This is a genomic window from Aeromonas sp. EERV15, assembly GCF_900079845.1.
Classification (GTDB): domain Bacteria; phylum Pseudomonadota; class Gammaproteobacteria; order Enterobacterales; family Aeromonadaceae; genus Aeromonas; species Aeromonas sobria.
The window spans coordinates 89,897-109,657 of sequence record NZ_FKKY02000019.1 but is presented as its reverse complement, the minus strand read 5'-3'; the positions used below and the strand labels follow the sequence as shown (position 1 = coordinate 109,657).

Sequence of the window (19,761 nt, the reverse complement as noted above, 5' to 3'; positions counted from 1 at the left end):
ATCATCAATGCAGAGGGATGGCCAACCTGCTGGCCCGAGTGAAACACTTCATGGATACCGTGTCTCCTTTCCCGGGGAATGGCTATGGCACAGCGAAGGTGTAGCACTATTAGGATCAGTTATTTAGCTCAGGTAAAATAATGAGATCAACTTGCTTACCTCGTTCATTTCGTTCATCATCATCGGTGCGCTGTGCATCAATGTGTTTACACACTAGAAGGGCGACTTCCGCGACATGACGTCGATGTTTAGATCGAAAACTTGCATTATTTAGCATTAATCCATAGTTATTAAAATCAGAAATTCTCGGTAGTTTAGATTGAACCATAGCGACCGTTAAATTATTTTTACATTCTTTCCAATCAAGAAAAACTTGCTCAACCAAACCAAGCATTTGAGTATTCTGACAGTAGTTTTCTTTAAGAACAGCCAATCGTTCATCAACAAGCTTTTTAACACTATCGACAGACCATATTGTAGGCCATATGTAACCCTGATCATTTACCGATATACCGGGCCAGATTAAAAGCTTTGATAGTAACGTGGTCAGCCAATGGGAAATTTGTGCTGATTCACCACCAATGGATTGTGGCGTATTCATCATGCCTACGGCCCTTTTGTCACCGCTGCTTTTTATTCCACGATAACCTATTTTAGGCTCAATACTAGAGCTAAAACCTGACCAATCAACATTACCTATTAAACTAGAACGTATACATATAGCGACGCGTTGTAAAATTCTTATTTCAATCTGATCGCTATGCAGATGTGTACTGAGTGCAGAAGAGGCACTAAATTTAGGTTTCACTTCTAAATTAGCATCAAATAAATAAAAGCTAGGTGGTGAGGTATATACAGCACCAACTAATTTTACTTTTGTTGCCTCAATATCTATAAACTCATATGAACCACATTTAGCAAGATTAGCTGCGTTGCAGAGAAGCGATCTCATCAACTTTAAGGCCATCAACTCATTATTAAATGGATTATCTGCACGCTGTATTAACCTTAATAAGGATTGTTCACCATCAATCTTATCGAGAGGAGTTCGTAAAGGATTAAGATCTACATTATGTAGCTTTATTAAATCTTTAACTTGCGTCTGTTTTACCCAAGCATATGTAAGTGGACGTGCATGTCTAATAAGTGCTTTGAAAAAGATAATATCTTGTAATGCAATTTTTGATAGAACTATTACACATTTTTCTAAATCTAGCTTTTCAAACAAGCTAGCAATCGCACGATTAAGAGGCTTAACGTCAGTGGTCAACTGCTTTGCCAGCAATATGTTTGCTGCTAGTTGATCGACATCTATAACCTTTTCAATGGCTATATCCCTAAAACCATTAATTAACTTTATAATGAAGTCGAAATTATGATCGCATGACTCTTTTTCTAAAGTACTATCAAGCCTCACAAGCAGCAAAAACCTTGCCTGCTTAGCTAATAACTCAAAGCCTTCCTCACCATCACTTTCAAACCTCTGACATAGCTGTACTGCTTCACGTTGAAGCTCTTCAAAAAAGGTCTCGTGGTCTGCATGTAACGGAATGTACTTAGGATCAAGGCGATGAATTGTTATAGCAGCATGCCTAAATATTTCTGATAGGCAATACTCAGCAACAGCAATGATCTTAGGATTTTCATCCCTGAGCTTCTCATTTAACTGTTCAAGGATAGGGCTTAATATTTTAACACAAGGAAAGAGCTCCAATCCTTTCTTTAATAAAAGTACTAATGATGGGTCTTGGGACCAACAAGCGATAAGTCGCCTTGCTAATCTTTCTTGCTGATAGTCCCAATCGCAGGGGATAGGATGACCATGTTTATCTATAGCATGAGCCGTATAGTTACGAATCACCTTTAATATCCTAGCGATCTTGTTTGTTGCAAATCTTTTTAAAGTATCGCCCCTCACATCCATATGTGGCTGCTCAATCAATGCCAAACGATTTGGTTTACATCTGTCACCTTGTTCGTATCCTTCTACTTCTGAAGACATAAACAAAAGGGCTTCTAGTTGACCAAGATATTCTTGTGAATCATCAAATGGAATTGGACCACTTAAACGTTGTTGAAGTTTATTCAATTCACCAGATATTCCTTTTAGCCTCGGCTTATACGATTCAAGCTTGGTTTTTTTGCTATTTAAACTTATTGCATCGGTAGTATGTTTTTTCAACAACACGTCAACATACTCGGCAATAAATTCCTTTACCTTGTTATGATATGATCTTACAATATTTTCTTTTTTGTATTCATCTGACAATGCGGAGTACTTAGGGGCTGAGATAGTTAAACGCATGTCATCAACATAACGACAATAGTCAATTAATGTTATCTGAACACCTTTATCTTCAGATATTTCTTTGCCAATAATATTGGTCATGGCTTGATCAAAAGACAACAAGTAGATATTAGCAAGAAACCCCCCTGCAACCAACCCCTGCGGTATGCCTCTTGGTGCACTAGGTACGCTATCTGATTTACATAATAACTCATATTCGTTAGAGGCTTGCTCACTCCATTGCCAATTTTCAAACGCAGATAGAAATTGATTGATAAGATTTTTTTCATCTACTTGCGAGGTTGTTTTTTTAGCAAAGTCTCTAATTTTTTCACAAAGTGTTACTCTATCAACTAAATCGAAAAATTTTGACAAATCTAATTCTATCAGGAATATTTCCTGATCATCACTTAACTCCTTTTTGGCAATTTCGGCGAAATAGTATGGGCGTTCCAAGAAGAGACGGTTGTCGGAAAAATACTTGCTATAAATAGTCGTAGCGCCATAGCTATGATCTGCATTACCCTCTTCGTCATAACGGCAATAGAGTCTATTTCCATAATTTACAACTTTTTTTTCATGTACTCGATCAAATTTTGTAGCAGGATCTCCTTGTGCAGTTTCTACATCATTCGCAAGGCACATCATCAGCAATGTCATCATGCTTTGTTCGCGAACAGGTATATGAGCAAGTGGCCTTAGCTGTAGCTTTACTTCTTTAGGCTCTATACATGATTGTTGGCCATACTCTTCAAGTTCTTCCTTATTAGGGTGCCAATATAAACACTCATCACCAGTAGCAGTGTCTGGTTTATTTTTATGAAAGCTCCATTTATATTGTTTAGGTGCTGGCACAAGTTCTAACTCCTTAAATAGGAGATCTCTACTTTTAATATCTTCACACCACTTTTTGACAGTCGTTGATAATGAGAGCGCAGACAAATCCAGCTCAAAATTATCTGCATACCAGTTTGTGGTTCTTACATAGTGATGACTTTTCTTCCAAGCTAGAGTCATCAGCAAACTATCAGTTAAATATTCATCAGTTAATGCTAATTTTTGATACTTTTTCTCGATCATTGTCATACCCTAGCTCCTAGACTGGTGTTATTGGACAGGCGAGACACTCGGTGGAGCACGAGTAGGGTCAGTTTATATCCTAAGATTGAATCGCTCATAGTATCAGTACACATGACGCCACGCTGTCTAAGTTAGACAACAAAAATGTACCACGATGTGCATCAAGAAAGACTTGATTTAGGTCGCACGATTAACCAATTGATTAAAGTTTGGACAGAGCAGGAAATGAACATTACATTTGGATACTGCCTTTCAGAAACACAGCTTGTACGAAGACAAGTCTACAGCCTTCGTGCCAAACCATATTGCCTTTATCTCAGCCATCAATTCCTCGCTCATGGAGAAATGCTAACGACCAGGGTAGATAGTCTCTAAGCTCGACTTCGACACTCCTCTGCTCGGTATGGTAAGGAAAGCATGTCTTGAAACAAACACAAGAGTCCAACAAGCAATACAGTCCAGAAGACGAATTGAGGCTGCTGCTTTCCAGATTGAGCTCACGTCAACCAAGATATTCATTCCACACACCGGATGATACTGGTAAATATGAAGGCACGTTTAAAGACAGCTGGCTCACATCGGCAGCCTTGTTGTGTTGAGACGTATTGACAGTAAAATGAAGTAACTTACCCATGATACTGATGTGAAGTGGTTTTGGTAATCAGAACCTCAATGGCGATAGCGGTTCCGTTTGGAGTGCAATCTTTTCGAGAGTAACGCCATGTATGGTTACATTCTGTTCTGTGTATCGGAGAGAATGACTACCCCATTTTTTTGGCATATGCGTATACGCACACTACAGGGCACTTTAAGTGCGATTAACGACGTAATAATTGATACAAAAACAAGTAGGACCCGAGCATGAGCTACCAGATATTTTCCGCCACCACGGCCAGCATCACCGAATTTAAACGCAACCCAATGGGCACACTCAAGAAAGGAAATGGTTCTACCATTGCCATCCTCAACCGCAACGAACCAGCCTTCTACTGTGTGCCACCCAATCTCTTTGCCTACTATGTAGAGCTGGCCGAAGATGCGGAGCTTAACCAAATAGTGGATGAACGCTTGTCCTCACTAGAGAGGGTCAGCATCTCACTGGATGACCTATGACGCATACCATGCTGTTTGACCGTAGCATTGAAGCTATTGGTATTGGATGGTCTAGTGCCGAGGTCTTGCCCATTGGGATGACGATAGGAGGGTTAGTGTTGAGAGAAAAACCATTCAGAGGTAGATAATGTTGTAACACTCCAGACTTAAATGCCACCCAACAAAAACAACTTTCACACAGCAACTACTTCACCGACCTCAGATGCATATTATGAAAGAGAAAATCACTAACATCGATTACGTACGGTTTTTTAGTTATGAAAACATCCTCCTTCGCTTCAAGCGGGCCAAAAGCGAAGATACACTCGACCTCATGTACCGAGGAGCCGTCAAAAATGTCCATGAGAAACTACAAGGTAAAGAGCTGTACTTGGCGCAAATAGCAATCGAGCGGGCCTTGAATCAGTGCCAACAAGATTTCGATACTTCTCTGCTCGGTATCGCCAGAAAAACAAACCATGCCTTGAAACAAACACAGGATCCATGCAAACAGTACAATCCCGAAGACGAGTTGAGGCGACTACTCTCCAACTTATGCTAACTACGACCAAGATGCTCATTCACTCTCGTATGAACTTGGACTTCTGGCTCTCCTCAGCACTAAAGTGTAAGAAAAACGGGGTCATAATGCCCACTCAGCCATTTTTATTACCATTTCAAAAAAAAACGACAGAAAAATGTCAGATCTTCGCATGCAAAAAAACCAACAAACAACTGAAAGTAATAACAAAAAAAATTTTCACCACTCTATATAACCAGTCATTCATTAAAAATCTTACATGTACTACCGTTCTAAGAACAGAAATATTGAAAAGGCCCTGATAAATCAGGGTCTTTTTTTATGCACTCAAGGCTGAGCCTGTCAGCCAGACAGGAATATGACGTTTTATGGTGGCCTCTCTTATGGTGATGGATATTCTCGACAGGAGCGCTTTGTGAAAGGTGCAATGCAGCTGATCACCACTTTATTGCTACTGCTGGCCAGCTTGCTGCCCGGCCAGTTACTGGCCAAGCCACTCAAGGTTGGGGTCAGCTTTGCCATTCCCCCCTATGTAATCAAAGACGCTCACCGTGGCATCGAGCTGGATCTGCTGAAAGAGGCGTTCGCCGGTAGCGGCTATGAGCCCAGCTTTGAATTTCTGCCGCTGGAGCGAACCTTCCGCCTGTTCGAGTCAGGAAAGCTGGATGCCATCATCAATGTCAGACCCGGCATGGTTGATCCCCACTTTCTGACCCGGCCCGTAATTACGTTCCATAACCGGATCTTCACCCTGCGCAGCACCCATATCAGCACCCTGGACGATCTGCATACAAAGCGAGTCACCGCCTTTCAACGGGCAAGGATCATTCTGGGGGGCGCGTTCGCCACCATGGCCAACCAGAATCCCCACTATGAGGAGGTAGCCAAGCAGCAGGGGCAGGTGCATCAGCTGATGCGCGGCAGGGTCGATGCCGTGGTACTGGAGGAGCGGGTGTTCTACTACTATCTGGACCAGCTGATCGCCGCAGCCCAGACTGGCGAGCGCTACCAGCGCAATCAGGTCAGGCAGGCGGACCTCTTCCCACCCACCGTCTATCACTTTGCCTTCCGTGCGGCCGATGTCCGCAACCTGTTTGATGAACGCCTTGAGGCAATGCGTCAGGATGGTCGCTATCGCCAGATTTTCGCGGCTTACGGCGCCACGCCGTGAGCCACAAACATAAAAGCCAGCCGTTAAGGGCTGGCTTTGTACTGGCTCCGAAGGAACAGCAGTAGAGGAGCGTTACTTCATTGCGCTGCCGTTTTTCAGATCTGCTTTCTGACGTTTGGCTTCGCGTTTCTCTTTCAGTGATAGCTGCGGTTTTTTCTTGGCATCTTTGCCGTTGTGATGTTCTTTGTTACTCATCATCAAACTCCAAAAATGTTATCTAGACAGTTGGAGCCGCGAGGGATCCAGCATGCCATCCGAATCATCAACTTCAGTACGCTTGGTGTGATGGCAGGGGCCATCAACAGAACCAGCATACCCTCCACTCGAATCCGGATCCAGCCTCATTCTCACCAAAAAATAGCTACGAGCAGTCCCTTGGAACATCAAGCCCAATGGGCTCGATACGAAAAACCAAAAAAGAGTGATTTGCATTATTAAATGTTGTCACGCTTATATTAAGGCAGCACTTCCGAGATATTTTCACGGATAAATATAAATCTCTCTCATTATTTATTGCTGTTTAAGCGGCCACCATTTTAATAAGCATTCGCAATATCACCAGAAACATCAGGTTACAACACCTAATAGGTTATTTCCGGTCAGCCAGATATAATGCGCGCCGCACCGAAATATCCGTTTTTATTCAGGAAGCTGTGACATGAACAGAAAAACCAGAGCAGCCATGGTATCCGTCTGCTCCAATATCAGCCTGATCATCATGAAGGTAATGGCAGGTATCGCCAGTGGCTCGGTCAGTATCATCTCGGAAGCCATCCACTCCGCGATGGATCTGGTGGCGGCGCTGATCGCCCTGTTCGCAGTGAAAAAGTCAGACCTTCCTCCCGATGAGCGCCACCCTTATGGCCACGACAAAATTGAAAATGTCTCCGGTGTTATAGAGGCCCTGCTGATCTTGCTGGCCGCAGGATGGATTATTTTCGAGGCGGTCGACAAACTGTTCCACCCTGCAGCCATCGAAAGTATCGGCTGGGGCGTGCTTGTCATGGTGATTTCAGCGGTAGTTAACAGTGGTGTATCCGCCTACTTATATAAGGTGGCGAAAGAAGAGGAGTCTGTCGCGCTGGCTGCAGATGCACTTCATCTGAAGGCTGACGTGCTCACCTCCGCCGGAGTGGCCATCGGTCTTGGCGGTATCTGGCTGGCCAGTCTGTTTGGCCACTCACTCGCCATCCTCGACCCACTGGTGGCAATTGCTGTCGCCATCTTTATTGTCAGGGAGGCGATCAGCATGCTCAATGAAGCCTTCCACCCCCTGCTCGACCATAGCATGAGCCACGAGGAGCTGGAGACGACCAGCCGCATCATCACTAAATGTTGCCCTGCCGCCAGCGGTTTTCACGATTTGCGCAGCCGCCGTGCTGGTCGTCGTCGCCATATTGATTTTCACCTCACCCTGCCAACCGAGATGACTATTGGTGAAGCTCACGATATATGTGACCGCATCGAACATGAGATCATAGAGCAACTACCTCACGCCATTGTGTTGATCCATGTCGAGCCAGACGAGCAGATGGCGCTATCTCCACTGGCCATCACCTGACATGCGGTAAACAAGCGCTAAAGTTGCCGCGAAATCTCGGGAACCTGGCTCTAACTGGTGTTTTTGCCGCTGGAATGCCGATTGCATAAGAAGTGATCGGCACAACTGTGTTAGGGTATCTAACCCCCCTGCCGCAGGAGCGCGCTGTGAAAAAGCTGGAAATGAAAGATCTGACCGAGGCTGAAAAAGCTGAAATAGCCTTGTTATTGCAGAAAGCGCAAGCCAATGCAGACCACCAGCTGACCAACGGAGAGCGGAACAAGATCCGTGAAGAGGGTCGCCTGAAAATTGTGGCAGATCGCGCCGAAGCAGCCAAAGCGGCCTCCAAGCTTGCTCGCGAGAAAGCAAAAGAGCGCGCCAAGAATCAGGTACTGCCAGAAACCTTTAGCTGGATAGATTCAGTCAGCAACAAGTTTCGCAGCAAACGCTAATTCCCTGCTTAGTGAAAATGCCCGCTCGCACTTGGTGCTGAGCGGGCATTTTCATTTATAGCCCCGAGCGCGCACTGCCCACAAGCGTGAAGCATTTCAATCTGATCATGAGCGTCATCTTTACTGCCAAACCTGGCTACATTAGTGATACAAAAAAGCGTAAGCGAGATTCCTTAGAAGCGGTTCCCGTTAAAATGGGACATTCTATACACTTGAAATAAATAGCTTTTACCAAAAAACAACCAACCTCACGTTCGTTACAAAAAATTAATATAGAGATAAGGTTTGCTTTAACAATGAGAGCGTGTTTTAATCTCTCTCGATGGTTCGGCAGTTCAGACCTGATTATGTTAGGCAGTCATTTTAGTAAAGCAGTGATTAGTGTAAGCGTTATCCTAGGATAATTCTTACAAAATAATTCTCCTTCTTTAGTGCTCCCCATACGTATTGCTGACGAAAAATCACCGATTGCTACATTTTGTAGCATTTCAAATACTATTTAAGGAAATTATTATGTCTAACAAAATGACTGGTACCGTTAAGTTCTTCAACGCTGAAAAAGGTTTTGGCTTCATCTCCCCGGCTGACGGCAGCAAAGACGTGTTCGTACACTTCTCCGCTATCCAGTCCACCAGCTTCAAAACCCTGGACGAAGGTCAGCGCGTTGAGTTCACCATCGAGCAAGGCCAGAAAGGCCCGGCTGCAGCCAACGTAGTTGGTCTGTAATTCAAGCTTGAGCACATTGCTTGTGGCTAACGCCATTCGCTAATCGCTCAGCAAGAATTTAAAAAACCCGCCTCAGGCGGGTTTTTTGTTATTCCATTTTCCCACCAATTCCCCTCCTCAGAAACACCTCACACTGACTTTCCTCCCTTTTGAGTCTGCACTTGAACTCCGAATGGGCCCTTTATGCAAAATATTGATGAAAAAGTCAGGTTACCCACTGCATTTTCCGCGAATTCTTGCTATTTTGCGCGCCACAAAAGCAAACGATTTCCTTCACACTTTTAGGATAAGTTATGGCAAAGCAAGATATGGCCGCCAACGGCACCACCGGTGGCTTTTTGGATTCTTATTTTTCCATTTCTGCGCGCGGTAGTAGTGTGCGCCAGGAACTGTTGGCCGGTTTGACCACCTTCCTGGCCATGGTCTACAGCATCATAGTTGTGCCGAATATGCTGGGTGCCGCCGGTTTTGAGCAGGGCCCGGTCTTTGTGGCCACCTGTTTGATCGCCGCCTTCGGCTCCCTGCTGATGGGGCTGTGGGCCAAGCTGCCGATGGCTATCGGTTGTGCTATCTCCCTCACCGCCTTTACTGCGTTCAGTCTGGTACTGGGGCAGGGACTGAGTATTCCGGTCGCCCTCGGCGCCATCTTCCTGATGGGTGTGCTGTTCACCCTGATCAGCATCACTGGCGTGCGCCAGTGGATCCTCGATAACCTCCCCTCCGGCATTGCCCACGGCACCGGCATAGGTATCGGTCTGTTCCTGCTGCTGATCGCCACCAACGGCGTCGGCATGGTGATCAAGAACGAAGGGGCCGGTCTGCCGGTTCAACTGGGTGAAGTGACCTCCTTCCCGGTCATCATGACGGTGCTGGGTCTGGCCGCCATCTTCGGTCTGGAGCGTCGCAAGGTGCCGGGCGGCATCCTGATGGTGATCATCGCCATCTCCATCCTTGGCCTTATCTTCGACCCGAACGTGACCTGGCAGGGCTTCTTCGCCATGCCGAGCCTGACTGGTGCGAACGGTTCGCTGGTGGGCAGCATGGATCTGCTGGGCGCCCTCAATCCGGTGGTGATCCCCACCGTGCTGGCGCTGGTGATGACTGCCGTATTTGACGCTACCGGCACCATCCGTGCCGTGGCCGGTCAGGCGGGCCTCATCAACGAACGTGGCCACATCATCAGCGGCGGCAAGGCCCTGACTGCCGACTCTGTCAGCAGCATGGTGGCGGGTGTAGTAGGTGGTGCCCCAGCGGCCGTCTACATCGAATCTGCCGCAGGCACCGCCGCCGGTGGCAAGACCGGTCTGACCGCGGCGCTGGTCGGCGTGCTGTTCCTGATGATGATTTTCCTGTCGCCACTGAGCTATCTGGTACCGGCCTACGCCACCGCACCGGCCCTGATGTACGTCGGCCTGCTGATGCTGGGCAACGTCACCAAGCTGGACTTCAGTGACTCGGTCGATGCGCTGGCCGGTATGCTGTGCGCCGTCTTCATCGTGCTCACCTGCAACATCGTTACCGGTATCATGCTGGGCTTCGTGGCGCTGGTCGTTGGTCGTCTGTTTGCCGCCGAGTGGAAGAAACTCAACGTCGGTACCGTCATCATCGCCGTGGCACTGGTAGTCTTCTATGCCGGTGGCTGGGCCATCTAACACTCGCGGCTATCAACACGCGCCGGCACTTTAGTTGCTGTTATAAAAATGCCCCACCTTCCGGCGGGGCATTTTTCGTTTGAGGGAGTGACTTACCCACGTCATCCATTACCTCGGTTAAAAGCCCCGTAGCTTACCCCTCCATCAACTCTTCTGCTGTCATGGGCCGCAATACCTTGCAGGGATTACCTACCGCCACCACATTGGCGGGCACGTCTTTGGTCACCACCGAGCCTGCGCCAATCACGCTGTTGTCACCGATAGTGACGCCGGGACAAATCACCGTGCTGCCGCCGATCCAGACGTTGTGACCGATCCGCACCGGCTTGCCAAACTCCACCCCCTTGATGCGCGGTGCGACGGCAACGGGGTGAGCCGCAGTGTAGATCTGCACCCCGGGCGCCAGCAGCACGTTGTCACCGATATGCACCTCGCACACGTCGAGGATGGTGCAGTTAAAGTTGGCGTAAAAATTCTTCCCCACATGGATATTGGTGCCGTAGTCGCAAAAAAATGGCGGGGTAATAAAGCAGCGTTCAGCACGGCTACCGAGCAAACGCGTGAGGCGCTCATCCCACCCTGGGGAATTGGTCGACTCCCGGTTCAGTTCACCCAGCAATGCACGACACTGCTCGCGTGCAGCAACCAGCGCGGGATCCCCCGCATCATAGGGATCACCGGCCACCATCTTCTGCCACTCGGCACCACGCGCATGCTGCTGTTCAGCCGCAACCATTTCCTCGCTCATCCACTACTCCATCAGCCAGATCAGGGATTCATAAGGGCGCAGCATACAAGATTGCGACTTGGCCGGACTATCGGGGTAGTTGCCCAGCAGCAGCCGACCTGCAGCAGCTTGCAGCTCGGCAGGCAAGGTAAATTCAACCGGCTCGCCATAGAAGTTGCTCACCACCAGCAGGGTCTGGCCGTTGGTACTGCGGGTATAGGCCCAGACTTTCTCATGCCCCGCCAGCAGCTCCTGATAATCCCCTTGCGTGAAGATGGGGTAATCCTTACGCAGGCGAATCAAATCCCGATAGTGCCAGAACACCGAGTTCTGGTCGGCCAGCGCCGCCCCGGCATTGATCTCGGGGTAGTTGGCCGCAGGCGTGAGCCAAGGAGTGCCTGCCGTAAAACCGGCGTTAGGCGCGGCGCTCCACTGCATCGGGGTACGGGAGTTATCGCGGGACTTGGCCCCCAGAATCGCCAGGATCTCGGCCTCGTTCATCCCTTCCGCCTGCTTGATGGCGAAAATGTTACGGCTCTCCACATCCTGATAGTCATCGATGCTTTGATAGCCGGGGTTGGTCATGCCTATCTCCTCCCCCTGATAGATGTAGGGAGTGCCTTGCAGGCCGTGCAGGGTGCTGGCCAGCATCTTGGCGGCCACCACCCGATGCTCGCCCTCGTCGCCGAAGCGGGAGACGATGCGCGGCTGATCGTGGTTGCACCAGAACAGCGCCGACCACCCCTTGCCGTGCATGCCGCTCTGCCAGTGGTTGAAGATGCGCTTGAGTTCGAGGAAATCGAACGGCGCCTTGGTCCACTTGTCACCGTTGGGGTAATCCACCTTGAGATGGTGGAAGTTGAACACCATGGAGAGCTCGGAGCCATCCAGTGCACCGTAGCGCTGGCAATGTTCCAGACTGGTCGATGACATCTCCCCCACCGTCATGGCCCCCACCGGGGCGAACACATCGCGGCTCACATCCTGCAAAAATTCGTGGATGCGCGGCCCGTCGGTGTAGAAGCGGCGGCCATCGCCAATCTCGTCGTTGGGGAATGCCTGATCCTTGGAGATAAGGTTGATGACGTCGAGGCGGAAACCGTCCACCCCCTTCTTCGCCCAGAAGTGGATGATATTTTTCACCTCGGCGCGCACCGCCGGGTTCTCCCAGTTGAGGTCCGCCTGCTCGCGGGCAAACAGATGCAGGTAGTACTGACCGGTAATCTCATCCAGCGCCCAGGCGCTGCCGCCAAACTTGGATTGCCAGTTGTTGGGCACACCGCCCGCCACCGGATCCTGCCAGATGTAGTAGTCGCGATAGGGGCTGTTCTTGTCCCCCAGCGCCGACTTGAACCAGGCGTGCTCGGTGGAGGTGTGGTTGACCACGATATCCATCACGATGCGGATGTCCCGCGCGTGAGCGGCGGCCAGCAGCGCCTCAAAATCTTCCATGGTGCCGTAGGCGGGGTCGATGGCGTAGTAGTCGGCGATGTCGTAACCGTTGTCCACCTGCGGGGAAACGTAGACCGGGGTCAGCCAGAGGGCGTCGACGCCGAGGGTCTTGAGGTAGTCGAGGCGGGCCATGATCCCCTTGAGATCACCGGTGCCACGGGCGCCGGAATCCTGAAAGCTCTTGGGGTAGATCTGGTAAATCACGGCACTCTGCCACCAGGGTGTTTGGCTCATGGGTCTTTCTCTTGTCTCGAATAGGAAATGGAGAGGGCGACCCATCGGTCGCCCTGATAATCAGTGTCAGGCGCTGGCTTGGGCCAACTTGCCAGCGGCTTGCTGGCGCTTGTAGACCAGCAGGGTCAGTACCACCGGCACCACGATGGCAACCAGCATGGCGATGGAGTAAACGGCCCAATATTGTGGCTGGATGGAGAGAATGCCCGGCAGGCCGCCCACCCCGATGCCGTTGGCCATCACCCCGGCGAAGCCGCAGATAAGCGCCGCCAGACTGGAGCCCACCATGGCGCACAGCATGGGGAACTTGTACTTGAGGTTGATACCGTACATGGCCGGTTCGGTCACGCCCAAGTAAGCCGAGATGGCGGCAGGCACCGAGATCTCCCGTTCGTTCTCCTTGCGGCTAATCAGGATGATGCCCACCACGGCAGAAGCCTGAGCGATGTTGGAGAGCGCAATGATCGGCCAGATCGGCGTGCCACCCATGCTCTGCATCAGCTGCAGATCCACCGCGTTGGTGGTGTGGTGGATACCGGTAATGACCAGCGGTGCGTAGAGGAAACCGAACAGGGCTGCGCCGATGGGAGCAAAGGAGCCGGTCATGGCGGCCTTGGCAGCGAAGCCGACGCCCTCACCAATCCAGCGACCGAACGGGCCGATAAAGGCGTGGGCCACGATCACCGCCAGCAGCAGCGAGACAAACGGCACAATCACCAGATAGAGGTAGGCCGGAATGATCCGCTTGAGGTTGGTCTCCACCCAGGCCAGGAATACCCCCGCCAACAGCGCCGGAATAACCTGCGCCTGATAACCCACCTTCTGGATGACGAACAGTCCGAAGTCCCACACCTCGGGGGTCTGCTGACCAATGCCGTAGGCGTTCATCAACTGTGGCGACACCAGGGTCACCCCCAGCACGATACCCAGGATCTCTGAGCCACCCATCTTCTTCACCGCAGACCAGCAGACACCGACCGGCAGGAAGTGGAAGATCGCCTCGCCCAGCAGCCAGAGGAAGGCGTGGACCTGAGCCCAGAACTGGCTGATCTCGGTGAGGGTATGCGTGCCATCGTCGAACATCTTGATGTCGCCGATGACGTTGCGAAAGCCCAGGATCAGACCGCCGGTGATGATGGCGGGCAACAAGGGAACGAAGATCTCCGCCAGATGGGAGATGCCCCGCTCCAGCGGATTCATGTTATGACGGGCAGCCTGCTTGGCGGCCTCCTTGCTGCCGCAGCTGACGCCGATCTCTTCGGTCAGCGCCTTGTACCACTGCTCTACCTCGTTGCCGATCACCACCTGGAACTGACCGCCCTGGGTGAAGCTCCCCTTCACTGCCGGGATGGTTTCGATGGCCTTGCTGTCGGCTTTGGCCGGATCGTTCAGGACGAAGCGCAACCGGGTCAGGCAGTGACTGACGGTGGCGATGTTCTCCTTGCCGCCGATCTTGTCGATCAGGGTGGCAAGCTGTTGTGCGTTGATCTTGGACATGGGTCTTCCCTCTGTGACGCCATTGAATAGTGGTCTGTATCGCCCTTTTGAGCCAGTCTGTCGGCTGGAGCGTTTTTGGTATCGTTCCCATTTAGCATGCCGACAATCTGGCCAGATCGAAATGGGAACGTTCCCAATTCGTGGCCAGCGTCACAAAAAGCGCGTTTTTTGTTCAGTCGGAAGTGATGGGGCTCACAGGGTTCGGCAGGGGGCTATGGTCACCAACGGCGGCTGCTCCTGCTCAATCTGACCGAGCAGCTGGCGCGCTGCCTGCTCCCCCGCCCCCTTGTAGCCCAGATCGAGACTAAGGGCGTTGGGGAAGAGGAAGCTGAGCATGGGGTTGTTGCCAAGGCCGGTCACCAGCACCTCGCTACGTCCTTGTTCTTGCAGGTATTTTGCCGCACCGATGGCGAGGGTATCGCTGGCGCAAACTAGCGCCTGGGTGGCGGGAGTAAGCAGCTCGGCAGCCAGCCGGTAGCCACTCTGCAGGCTGAGATCGCCGAGGGCGCTGCGCGGGCTCAACCCCTGCTCTGCGCAGTAAGCGAGATAGGCGTCGAGGCGACGCTGGCCGGTGGTGAGATCCGAGGCATCCACCCCCAGATAGGCGATGTCGCGGGCGCCACGGCTGGCCAGCTGCGCCAGCATGGTGCGCACCGCACCGGCGTCATCGAAGCAGACCGAGGAGAAATCGGGATATTCGCGGGCAACCAGCACCAGCTTATCTTTCAGCGGGGCCATGGCGGCATAGTCCAAATCATTGAAGGCGAACAGGATGATGCCATCCACCCCGCGTCGCTCCAGCACCGACAGATGCTCCTGCACCTTGGCGGGGGAGAACTTGCTCTCCATCAGCACGGCGTCGTAACCGCGCTGGTAGAGGGTCTCCAGCATGCCGCGCACCGCCTGATTCTCCGAGCTGGAGTCGAGCCGCGAGACGATGATCCCCACCACCTGCTGGCTCTGGCTGCGCATCGCCCGGGCCGACTTGCTCGGCACAAAGCCGTGTTCGGCGATGATCTGCTCCACCCGCTCGCGGGTCTCCTGCTTCACCTTGGGATCCTGATTAAGCACCCGGGAGACGGTCGACTTGCCGACGCCACTCAGTCGGGCGATATCGAGGATGGTCAGTTTCTTGTCCATGAATTGGCTCACAGGAGGCTAGGCGGTGGAATTGCCCACATTGTTGTGATTAACCCCTGTGAATACAAGCCCATGGCGTTAGAATGCATTTTTGCCCCGCCACCAGGGCGTGTGGGCACAGCACAGGACGCTATCATGGATCTGCTGGCCAGTCTGCTCTTCTCCCTCTCCATCACAGGCCCCATCTGCGTGGTGCTGTTGCTCGGGATCTGGCTCAAGCGGCTGGGATTGCTGCCGGATCCTTTTATCGAGTCGGCCTCCCGGCTGGTGTTTCAGGTCACCCTGCCCGCCCTGCTCTTTTTGAGCATTCTCGGTACCAATTTCGCCACCATGCCAAGCCTATGGTTTATCGGCTATGGCCTGCTCGCCACCGTTATCAGCTATCTGCTGCTGGAACTGCTGGCGGGGCGTTTTATCACGGCGCAGCGGCTGCGCGGCATCTTCGTGCAGGGCAGCTTTCGCGGCAACAGCGCCATCATAGGGCTCGCCTATGTGCAAAACGCCTACGGCCACGACGGGCTGGGGGCGGCGGCCTTCTATGTCGGTGCGGTGACCGTTCTCTACAACATTCTCGCTGTCATTACCCTCACCCGCAGTCTCGGCGGCGCCACCGGTATCCGCCCCATCCTGCTCGGCATCATCAAGAATCCGCTGATCATCGCCATTGTGGCGGCGCTGCCGTTTACCCTGCTCGGCATCAAGATGCCGCAACTGCTGCTCACCACCGGCAGCTACTTCGCCAACATGACGCTGCCGCTGGCGCTGCTCTGTACCGGCGCCTCCCTCAGCCTCGACGCCCTGCGCGGTGGGGCAGCGCTGGCTGGCTGGGCTGCGGTGATGCGCCTGTGCCTCATCCCGGCCGCCTTCACCATGGGGGCGGCCCTGCTCGGCTTCAGTCATCTGGAGCTGGGCATCCTGTTTCTGATCAGCGCCACCCCGACCGCCGCAGCCAGCTATGTGATGACACGTGCCATGGGGGGCGACAGTGCATTGGCAGCCAATATCATTGCCGTCACGACTCTCGGCTCACTGGTCACCACCAGTCTGGGGGCAACCCTGATGAACTATCTGGGCTTGATGTACTGATATCTTTGCCTTGCCGGAGTCGGCTGCGTGCAGGCACTCTCATCATCGCCACCACGACCCTGGACTCGCAGGTCACTGCAAGTCCAGGGGCAACCCTGATGAACTATCTGGGGTTGACGTACTGACATCTTGACCTTGCCGGAGGCGGCAGCTTTAGGCTGGCGTTCATCAACAGAGGAGATACCCCATGACCATCGAACTCACCGTGTCCGGCATGTCCTGTGGTGGCTGCGCCGCCAGCCTGCAAAAAGCCCTGCTGGCCCAGAGCGCTGTCGCGACGGCTACCGTCGATTTCGCCAGCAGCAAGGCCGTTATCGAAAGTGATCTGAGCAAAGCAGCGCTGATCGCTCTGATCGAAGCCCAGGGCTTTCAGGTAGGTTAATTTATCTCTATAGAGGTATAAAACAGGTTAAAAATCTGTACTCACCTGTCTTTTGGTGAGTTTTATCACAACAAACCGCTACAGAAAGCGCAAAATCGCTGCAATTTCCCCTCTCAGAAGGATTTGCCGCATGACCTTACCGATCCGCAAGACCCTGCTCGCCGCCGTTGTTGGCCTGACCCTATCCCCGATGGCTATGGCCCTGCCCAACGTCCACATTCTGGCCACTGGCGGCACCATCGCCGGTGCGGGTCAGTCTGCCACCCAATCCAACTACGAGGCGGGTAAAGTCGCCATCGAAACCCTGATTGCCGCCGTGCCCGAGATGAAAAACGTGGCCGATGTGCAGGGTGAGCAAGTGGTCAAGATCGGCTCCCAGGACATGAACGACGAGGTGTGGCTCAAGCTGGCCAAGCGGGTCAACGAGCTGCTGGCCAAGGATGACGTGGATGGCATCGTCATCACCCACGGCACCGACACCATGGAAGAGACCGCCTACTTCCTCAACCTGACCGTCAAGAGCGACAAGCCGGTGGTGCTGGTTGGCGCCATGCGCCCCTCCACAGCCATGAGTGCCGATGGCCCGCTCAACCTCTATAACGCCGTGGTGACCGCCTCCGACCCGAGCTCCAAAGGCCGTGGCGTGATGGTAGCGATGAACGATACCGTGCTGGATGCCCGCGACGTCACCAAGACCAACACCACCGGGGTGCAGACCTTCGCCTCCCCCAACTTTGGCCCGCTGGGTTACATCCACAACGGCAAGATCGACTATCAGCGCACCCCGGCCCGCCTGCACACCAGCAAGACCCCGTTCGACGTGAGCAAGCTCGACAAGCTGCCGCAAGTGGGCATCGTCTACAACTATGCCAACGCCACCGATCTGCCGGCCAAGGCAATGGTAGATGCCAAGTTCGACGGCATCGTCAGTGCTGGCGTGGGTAACGGCAACCTCTACCACACCCTGTTCGATACCCTGACCCAGGCGAGCAAGGATGGTATCCGCGTGGTGCGCTCTGCCCGCGTACCAACTGGCGCCACCACCCTGGATGCCGAGATCGACGATGCCAAATACGGCTTTGTGGCCTCTGGCACCCTCAACCCGCAAAAATCCCGCATCCTGCTGATGCTCTCTCTGACCCAGAGCAAGGATCCGGCCCAGATCCAGCGCTGGTTCCAGCAGTTCTGATCAGCTCAGCCTGACAGACCATACCAAGGGCGGGATTTCCCGCCCTTTTGCATCAGCCCACCCCATCCGGATCATCTCTGCCAGCCATGCCAAGCCAACGTCATAAAATGAACCCGCTGCAACACCTGCTTTCACAAGCACATCTGCGCCAAATTCATTACACTGCCCACGATCTTCTCTCTCTCTAAGAGGCACGACTGCAGTATGGAAATCTTGATCCTGTTGGGATTGATTTTGCTTAATGGCATTTTTGCCATGTCAGAAATCGCCATCGTCACCGCTCGCAAAGCGCGCCTTGGCAAGCTTGCCAGTGAAGGCAACCGTTCCGCCGCTATCGCCCTCAAGCTGGGCGAAGATCCAACCAACTTTCTCTCCGCTGTGCAGATCGGCATCACCAGTATCGGCCTGCTCAACGGTATCTATGGCGAGTCCCTGCTGGCTCAGCCCTTCTCGCTCTGGCTGCAGGAGTGGGGACTCTCGGCTAAAAGTAGTGGCCTGCTCGCTACCGTTATCGTCATTGTGGTTGTCACCTACCTCTCCATCGTGGTGGGGGAGTTGGTGCCCAAACGGCTGGGGCAGCTGAATGCCGAGCGCATCGCCTGTCTGGTGGCTCGCCCCATGCACTGGCTCGCCACCCTGACCCGCCCCTTCGTCTGGCTGCTGTCCGCCTCGACCAATGCCGGCCTGCGGCTGCTGCGGGTCAACCAGAATGGCAATAGCAACGTCACCGAGGAGGAGATCCACGCCATGCTGGTGGAAGGGTCGGAAGCCGGGGTAATCGAAGACCACGAGCACACCATGCTGCGCAACGTGTTTCGGCTTGACGAGCGCAGCCTCTCCTCACTGATGGTGCCACGCAGCGATATCCACTATCTGGATCTGGCCCAGCCGCTGGCGGTCAACCTGCAACGACTGGTGGAGTACCGCCACAACTTCTTCCCGGTCTGCAATGGCAGCCTGTCGGAACTGGTTGGGATCATCAACGTGAACACCCTGCTACTGGCCTATATCAAGGGGGAGCCCATCGATCTGGCGGCCCTGACCGAGGAGGGTAGCCTGCTGCCAGAGACCCTGGACGGCCTGGAGCTGCTCAACCATTTTCGTTCCCATGCCGAGCACATGGTGCTGGTGGTTGATGAATATGGCGAGCTGCAAGGTCTGGTCACCCAGCAGGATCTGCTGGAGGCTCTGGCGGGGGATTTCCAGCAGGAGGATGGCTCTGATAACTGGGCATTCCAGCGTGCCGATGGCAGCTGGCTGCTCGACGGCCTGATCCCGCTGCCGGAGTTGAAGGACTGTCTGGAGCTGGTTCGGCTGCCAGAAGAAGAAAAACATCACTATCACACCCTTGGAGGGCTTATCATGCTGCTCCTTGGTCGTGTTCCAAAAACCGGAGATCTGGTGACACTGGAACAGTGGCAACTGGAGATAGTTGACATGGATGGTCTGCGCATCGACAAGGTGCTCGCCATGCCCTTGACCGATCAACCCAGCTAACCTGCGGAGTTTGCAA

Annotated in this window: 17 protein-coding genes; 11 read left to right on the top strand and 6 right to left on the bottom strand. The window is 52.7% G+C overall.

Annotation, left to right across the window (positions count from 1 at the left end):
- Positions 1-115: 115 nt before the first annotated feature.
- A complete protein-coding gene (locus BN4575_RS16435) occupies positions 116-3,373 on the bottom strand; it encodes an RNA-directed DNA polymerase (RefSeq protein WP_068978997.1) in 3,258 nt (1,085 codons plus the stop codon).
- An 855-nt stretch (positions 3,374-4,228) separates the two neighbouring features.
- On the opposite strand from BN4575_RS16435, the gene BN4575_RS16430 reads away from it, so the two are divergent.
- From BN4575_RS16430 to BN4575_RS16420, 3 genes are all read left to right on the top strand, one after another.
- Entirely contained in the window at positions 4,229-4,480 is a 252-nt protein-coding gene (locus tag BN4575_RS16430; RefSeq protein ID WP_068978996.1) for a type II toxin-antitoxin system Phd/YefM family antitoxin, read from the top strand.
- Between the two features lie 211 nt (positions 4,481-4,691).
- Positions 4,692-5,021: a hypothetical protein gene (locus tag BN4575_RS16425; protein ID WP_141689837.1), complete on the top strand. Its 330-nt coding sequence runs from the start codon at positions 4,692-4,694 to the stop codon at positions 5,019-5,021.
- A gap of 406 nt (positions 5,022-5,427) precedes the next feature.
- The gene (locus BN4575_RS16420; RefSeq protein ID WP_068978994.1) at positions 5,428-6,171 is read left to right on the top strand and encodes a substrate-binding periplasmic protein; all 744 of its coding nucleotides are present in this window, start codon (positions 5,428-5,430) and stop codon (positions 6,169-6,171) included.
- 72 nt (positions 6,172-6,243) lie between these two features.
- Here the strand turns inward: BN4575_RS16420 and BN4575_RS22465 are convergent, their stop codons facing one another.
- Positions 6,244-6,366, bottom strand: a complete 123-nt coding sequence (locus BN4575_RS22465; RefSeq protein WP_098970803.1) for a hypothetical protein — start codon at positions 6,364-6,366, stop codon at positions 6,244-6,246.
- A 463-nt stretch (positions 6,367-6,829) separates the two neighbouring features.
- Here BN4575_RS22465 and BN4575_RS16415 point away from each other — a divergent pair, with 463 nt between their 5' ends.
- The 4 genes from BN4575_RS16415 to BN4575_RS16400 all read left to right on the top strand — a co-directional run bounded on the left by BN4575_RS16415 (position 6,830) and on the right by BN4575_RS16400 (position 10,541).
- Complete coding sequence (locus tag BN4575_RS16415; protein WP_068978993.1) at positions 6,830-7,732, top strand: cation diffusion facilitator family transporter; 903 nt, start codon at positions 6,830-6,832, stop codon at positions 7,730-7,732.
- 146 nt (positions 7,733-7,878) lie between these two features.
- Entirely contained in the window at positions 7,879-8,163 is a 285-nt protein-coding gene (yjbD, locus tag BN4575_RS16410) for a DUF3811 domain-containing protein (protein ID WP_005340165.1), read from the top strand.
- A 513-nt stretch (positions 8,164-8,676) separates the two neighbouring features.
- Entirely contained in the window at positions 8,677-8,889 is a 213-nt protein-coding gene (cspA, locus tag BN4575_RS16405) for a transcription antiterminator/RNA stability regulator CspE (protein ID WP_005316548.1), read from the top strand.
- 293 nt (positions 8,890-9,182) lie between these two features.
- Positions 9,183-10,541 (top strand): NCS2 family permease, encoded by a 1,359-nt coding sequence (locus tag BN4575_RS16400; RefSeq protein ID WP_068978992.1) that lies wholly within the window; start codon positions 9,183-9,185, stop codon positions 10,539-10,541.
- Positions 10,542-10,674: 133 nt separating this feature from the next.
- On the opposite strand, the gene BN4575_RS16395 is transcribed toward BN4575_RS16400, so the two are convergent.
- The 4 genes from BN4575_RS16395 to treR all read right to left on the bottom strand — a co-directional run bounded on the left by BN4575_RS16395 (position 10,675) and on the right by treR (position 15,591).
- Entirely contained in the window at positions 10,675-11,289 is a 615-nt protein-coding gene (locus BN4575_RS16395; protein WP_068978991.1) for a sugar O-acetyltransferase, read from the bottom strand.
- A 3-nt stretch (positions 11,290-11,292) separates the two neighbouring features.
- Positions 11,293-12,954 carry an alpha,alpha-phosphotrehalase gene (gene treC, locus BN4575_RS16390; RefSeq protein ID WP_068978990.1) on the bottom strand — a complete coding sequence of 554 codons (1,662 nt, stop codon included), beginning with the start codon at positions 12,952-12,954 and terminating at the stop codon, positions 11,293-11,295.
- A 66-nt stretch (positions 12,955-13,020) separates the two neighbouring features.
- A complete protein-coding gene (gene treB / locus BN4575_RS16385; RefSeq protein WP_068978989.1) occupies positions 13,021-14,451 on the bottom strand; it encodes a PTS trehalose transporter subunit IIBC in 1,431 nt (476 codons plus the stop codon).
- Between the two features lie 192 nt (positions 14,452-14,643).
- Positions 14,644-15,591, bottom strand: a complete 948-nt coding sequence (gene treR, locus BN4575_RS16380; protein ID WP_068978988.1) for a trehalose operon repressor TreR — start codon at positions 15,589-15,591, stop codon at positions 14,644-14,646.
- 135 nt (positions 15,592-15,726) lie between these two features.
- Here treR and BN4575_RS16375 point away from each other — a divergent pair, with 135 nt between their 5' ends.
- The 4 genes from BN4575_RS16375 to BN4575_RS16360 all read left to right on the top strand — a co-directional run bounded on the left by BN4575_RS16375 (position 15,727) and on the right by BN4575_RS16360 (position 19,745).
- Positions 15,727-16,677, top strand: coding sequence for an AEC family transporter (locus BN4575_RS16375; RefSeq protein WP_042021523.1), 951 nt, complete (start codon positions 15,727-15,729; stop codon positions 16,675-16,677).
- Between the two features lie 187 nt (positions 16,678-16,864).
- Complete coding sequence (locus BN4575_RS16370) at positions 16,865-17,059, top strand: heavy-metal-associated domain-containing protein (protein ID WP_068978987.1); 195 nt, start codon at positions 16,865-16,867, stop codon at positions 17,057-17,059.
- A gap of 130 nt (positions 17,060-17,189) precedes the next feature.
- Positions 17,190-18,248, top strand: coding sequence for an L-asparaginase 2 (gene ansB, locus BN4575_RS16365; RefSeq protein WP_068978986.1), 1,059 nt, complete (start codon positions 17,190-17,192; stop codon positions 18,246-18,248).
- A gap of 204 nt (positions 18,249-18,452) precedes the next feature.
- A complete protein-coding gene (locus tag BN4575_RS16360) occupies positions 18,453-19,745 on the top strand; it encodes a hemolysin family protein (protein ID WP_042021520.1) in 1,293 nt (430 codons plus the stop codon).
- Positions 19,746-19,761 lie beyond the last annotated feature (16 nt).

Bases quoted from the DNA above. Each gene is read 5' to 3' on its own strand.
- BN4575_RS16435 (WP_068978997.1), bottom strand. From the start codon at position 3,373: ATGACAATGATCGAGAAAAAGTATCAAAAATTAGCATTAACTGATGAA.
- BN4575_RS16430 (WP_068978996.1), top strand. From the start codon at position 4,229: ATGAGCTACCAGATATTTTCCGCCACCACGGCCAGCATCACCGAATTT.
- BN4575_RS16425 (WP_141689837.1), top strand. From the start codon at position 4,692: ATGAAAGAGAAAATCACTAACATCGATTACGTACGGTTTTTTAGTTAT.
- BN4575_RS16420 (WP_068978994.1), top strand. From the start codon at position 5,428: ATGCAGCTGATCACCACTTTATTGCTACTGCTGGCCAGCTTGCTGCCC.
- BN4575_RS22465 (WP_098970803.1), bottom strand. From the start codon at position 6,366: ATGAGTAACAAAGAACATCACAACGGCAAAGATGCCAAGAAAAAACCG.
- BN4575_RS16415 (WP_068978993.1), top strand. From the start codon at position 6,830: ATGAACAGAAAAACCAGAGCAGCCATGGTATCCGTCTGCTCCAATATC.
- cspA (WP_005316548.1), top strand. From the start codon at position 8,677: ATGTCTAACAAAATGACTGGTACCGTTAAGTTCTTCAACGCTGAAAAA.
- BN4575_RS16400 (WP_068978992.1), top strand. From the start codon at position 9,183: ATGGCAAAGCAAGATATGGCCGCCAACGGCACCACCGGTGGCTTTTTG.
- BN4575_RS16395 (WP_068978991.1), bottom strand. From the start codon at position 11,289: ATGAGCGAGGAAATGGTTGCGGCTGAACAGCAGCATGCGCGTGGTGCC.
- treC (WP_068978990.1), bottom strand. From the start codon at position 12,954: ATGAGCCAAACACCCTGGTGGCAGAGTGCCGTGATTTACCAGATCTAC.
- treB (WP_068978989.1), bottom strand. From the start codon at position 14,451: ATGTCCAAGATCAACGCACAACAGCTTGCCACCCTGATCGACAAGATC.
- treR (WP_068978988.1), bottom strand. From the start codon at position 15,591: ATGGACAAGAAACTGACCATCCTCGATATCGCCCGACTGAGTGGCGTC.
- BN4575_RS16375 (WP_042021523.1), top strand. From the start codon at position 15,727: ATGGATCTGCTGGCCAGTCTGCTCTTCTCCCTCTCCATCACAGGCCCC.
- BN4575_RS16370 (WP_068978987.1), top strand. From the start codon at position 16,865: ATGACCATCGAACTCACCGTGTCCGGCATGTCCTGTGGTGGCTGCGCC.
- ansB (WP_068978986.1), top strand. From the start codon at position 17,190: ATGACCTTACCGATCCGCAAGACCCTGCTCGCCGCCGTTGTTGGCCTG.
- BN4575_RS16360 (WP_042021520.1), top strand. From the start codon at position 18,453: ATGGAAATCTTGATCCTGTTGGGATTGATTTTGCTTAATGGCATTTTT.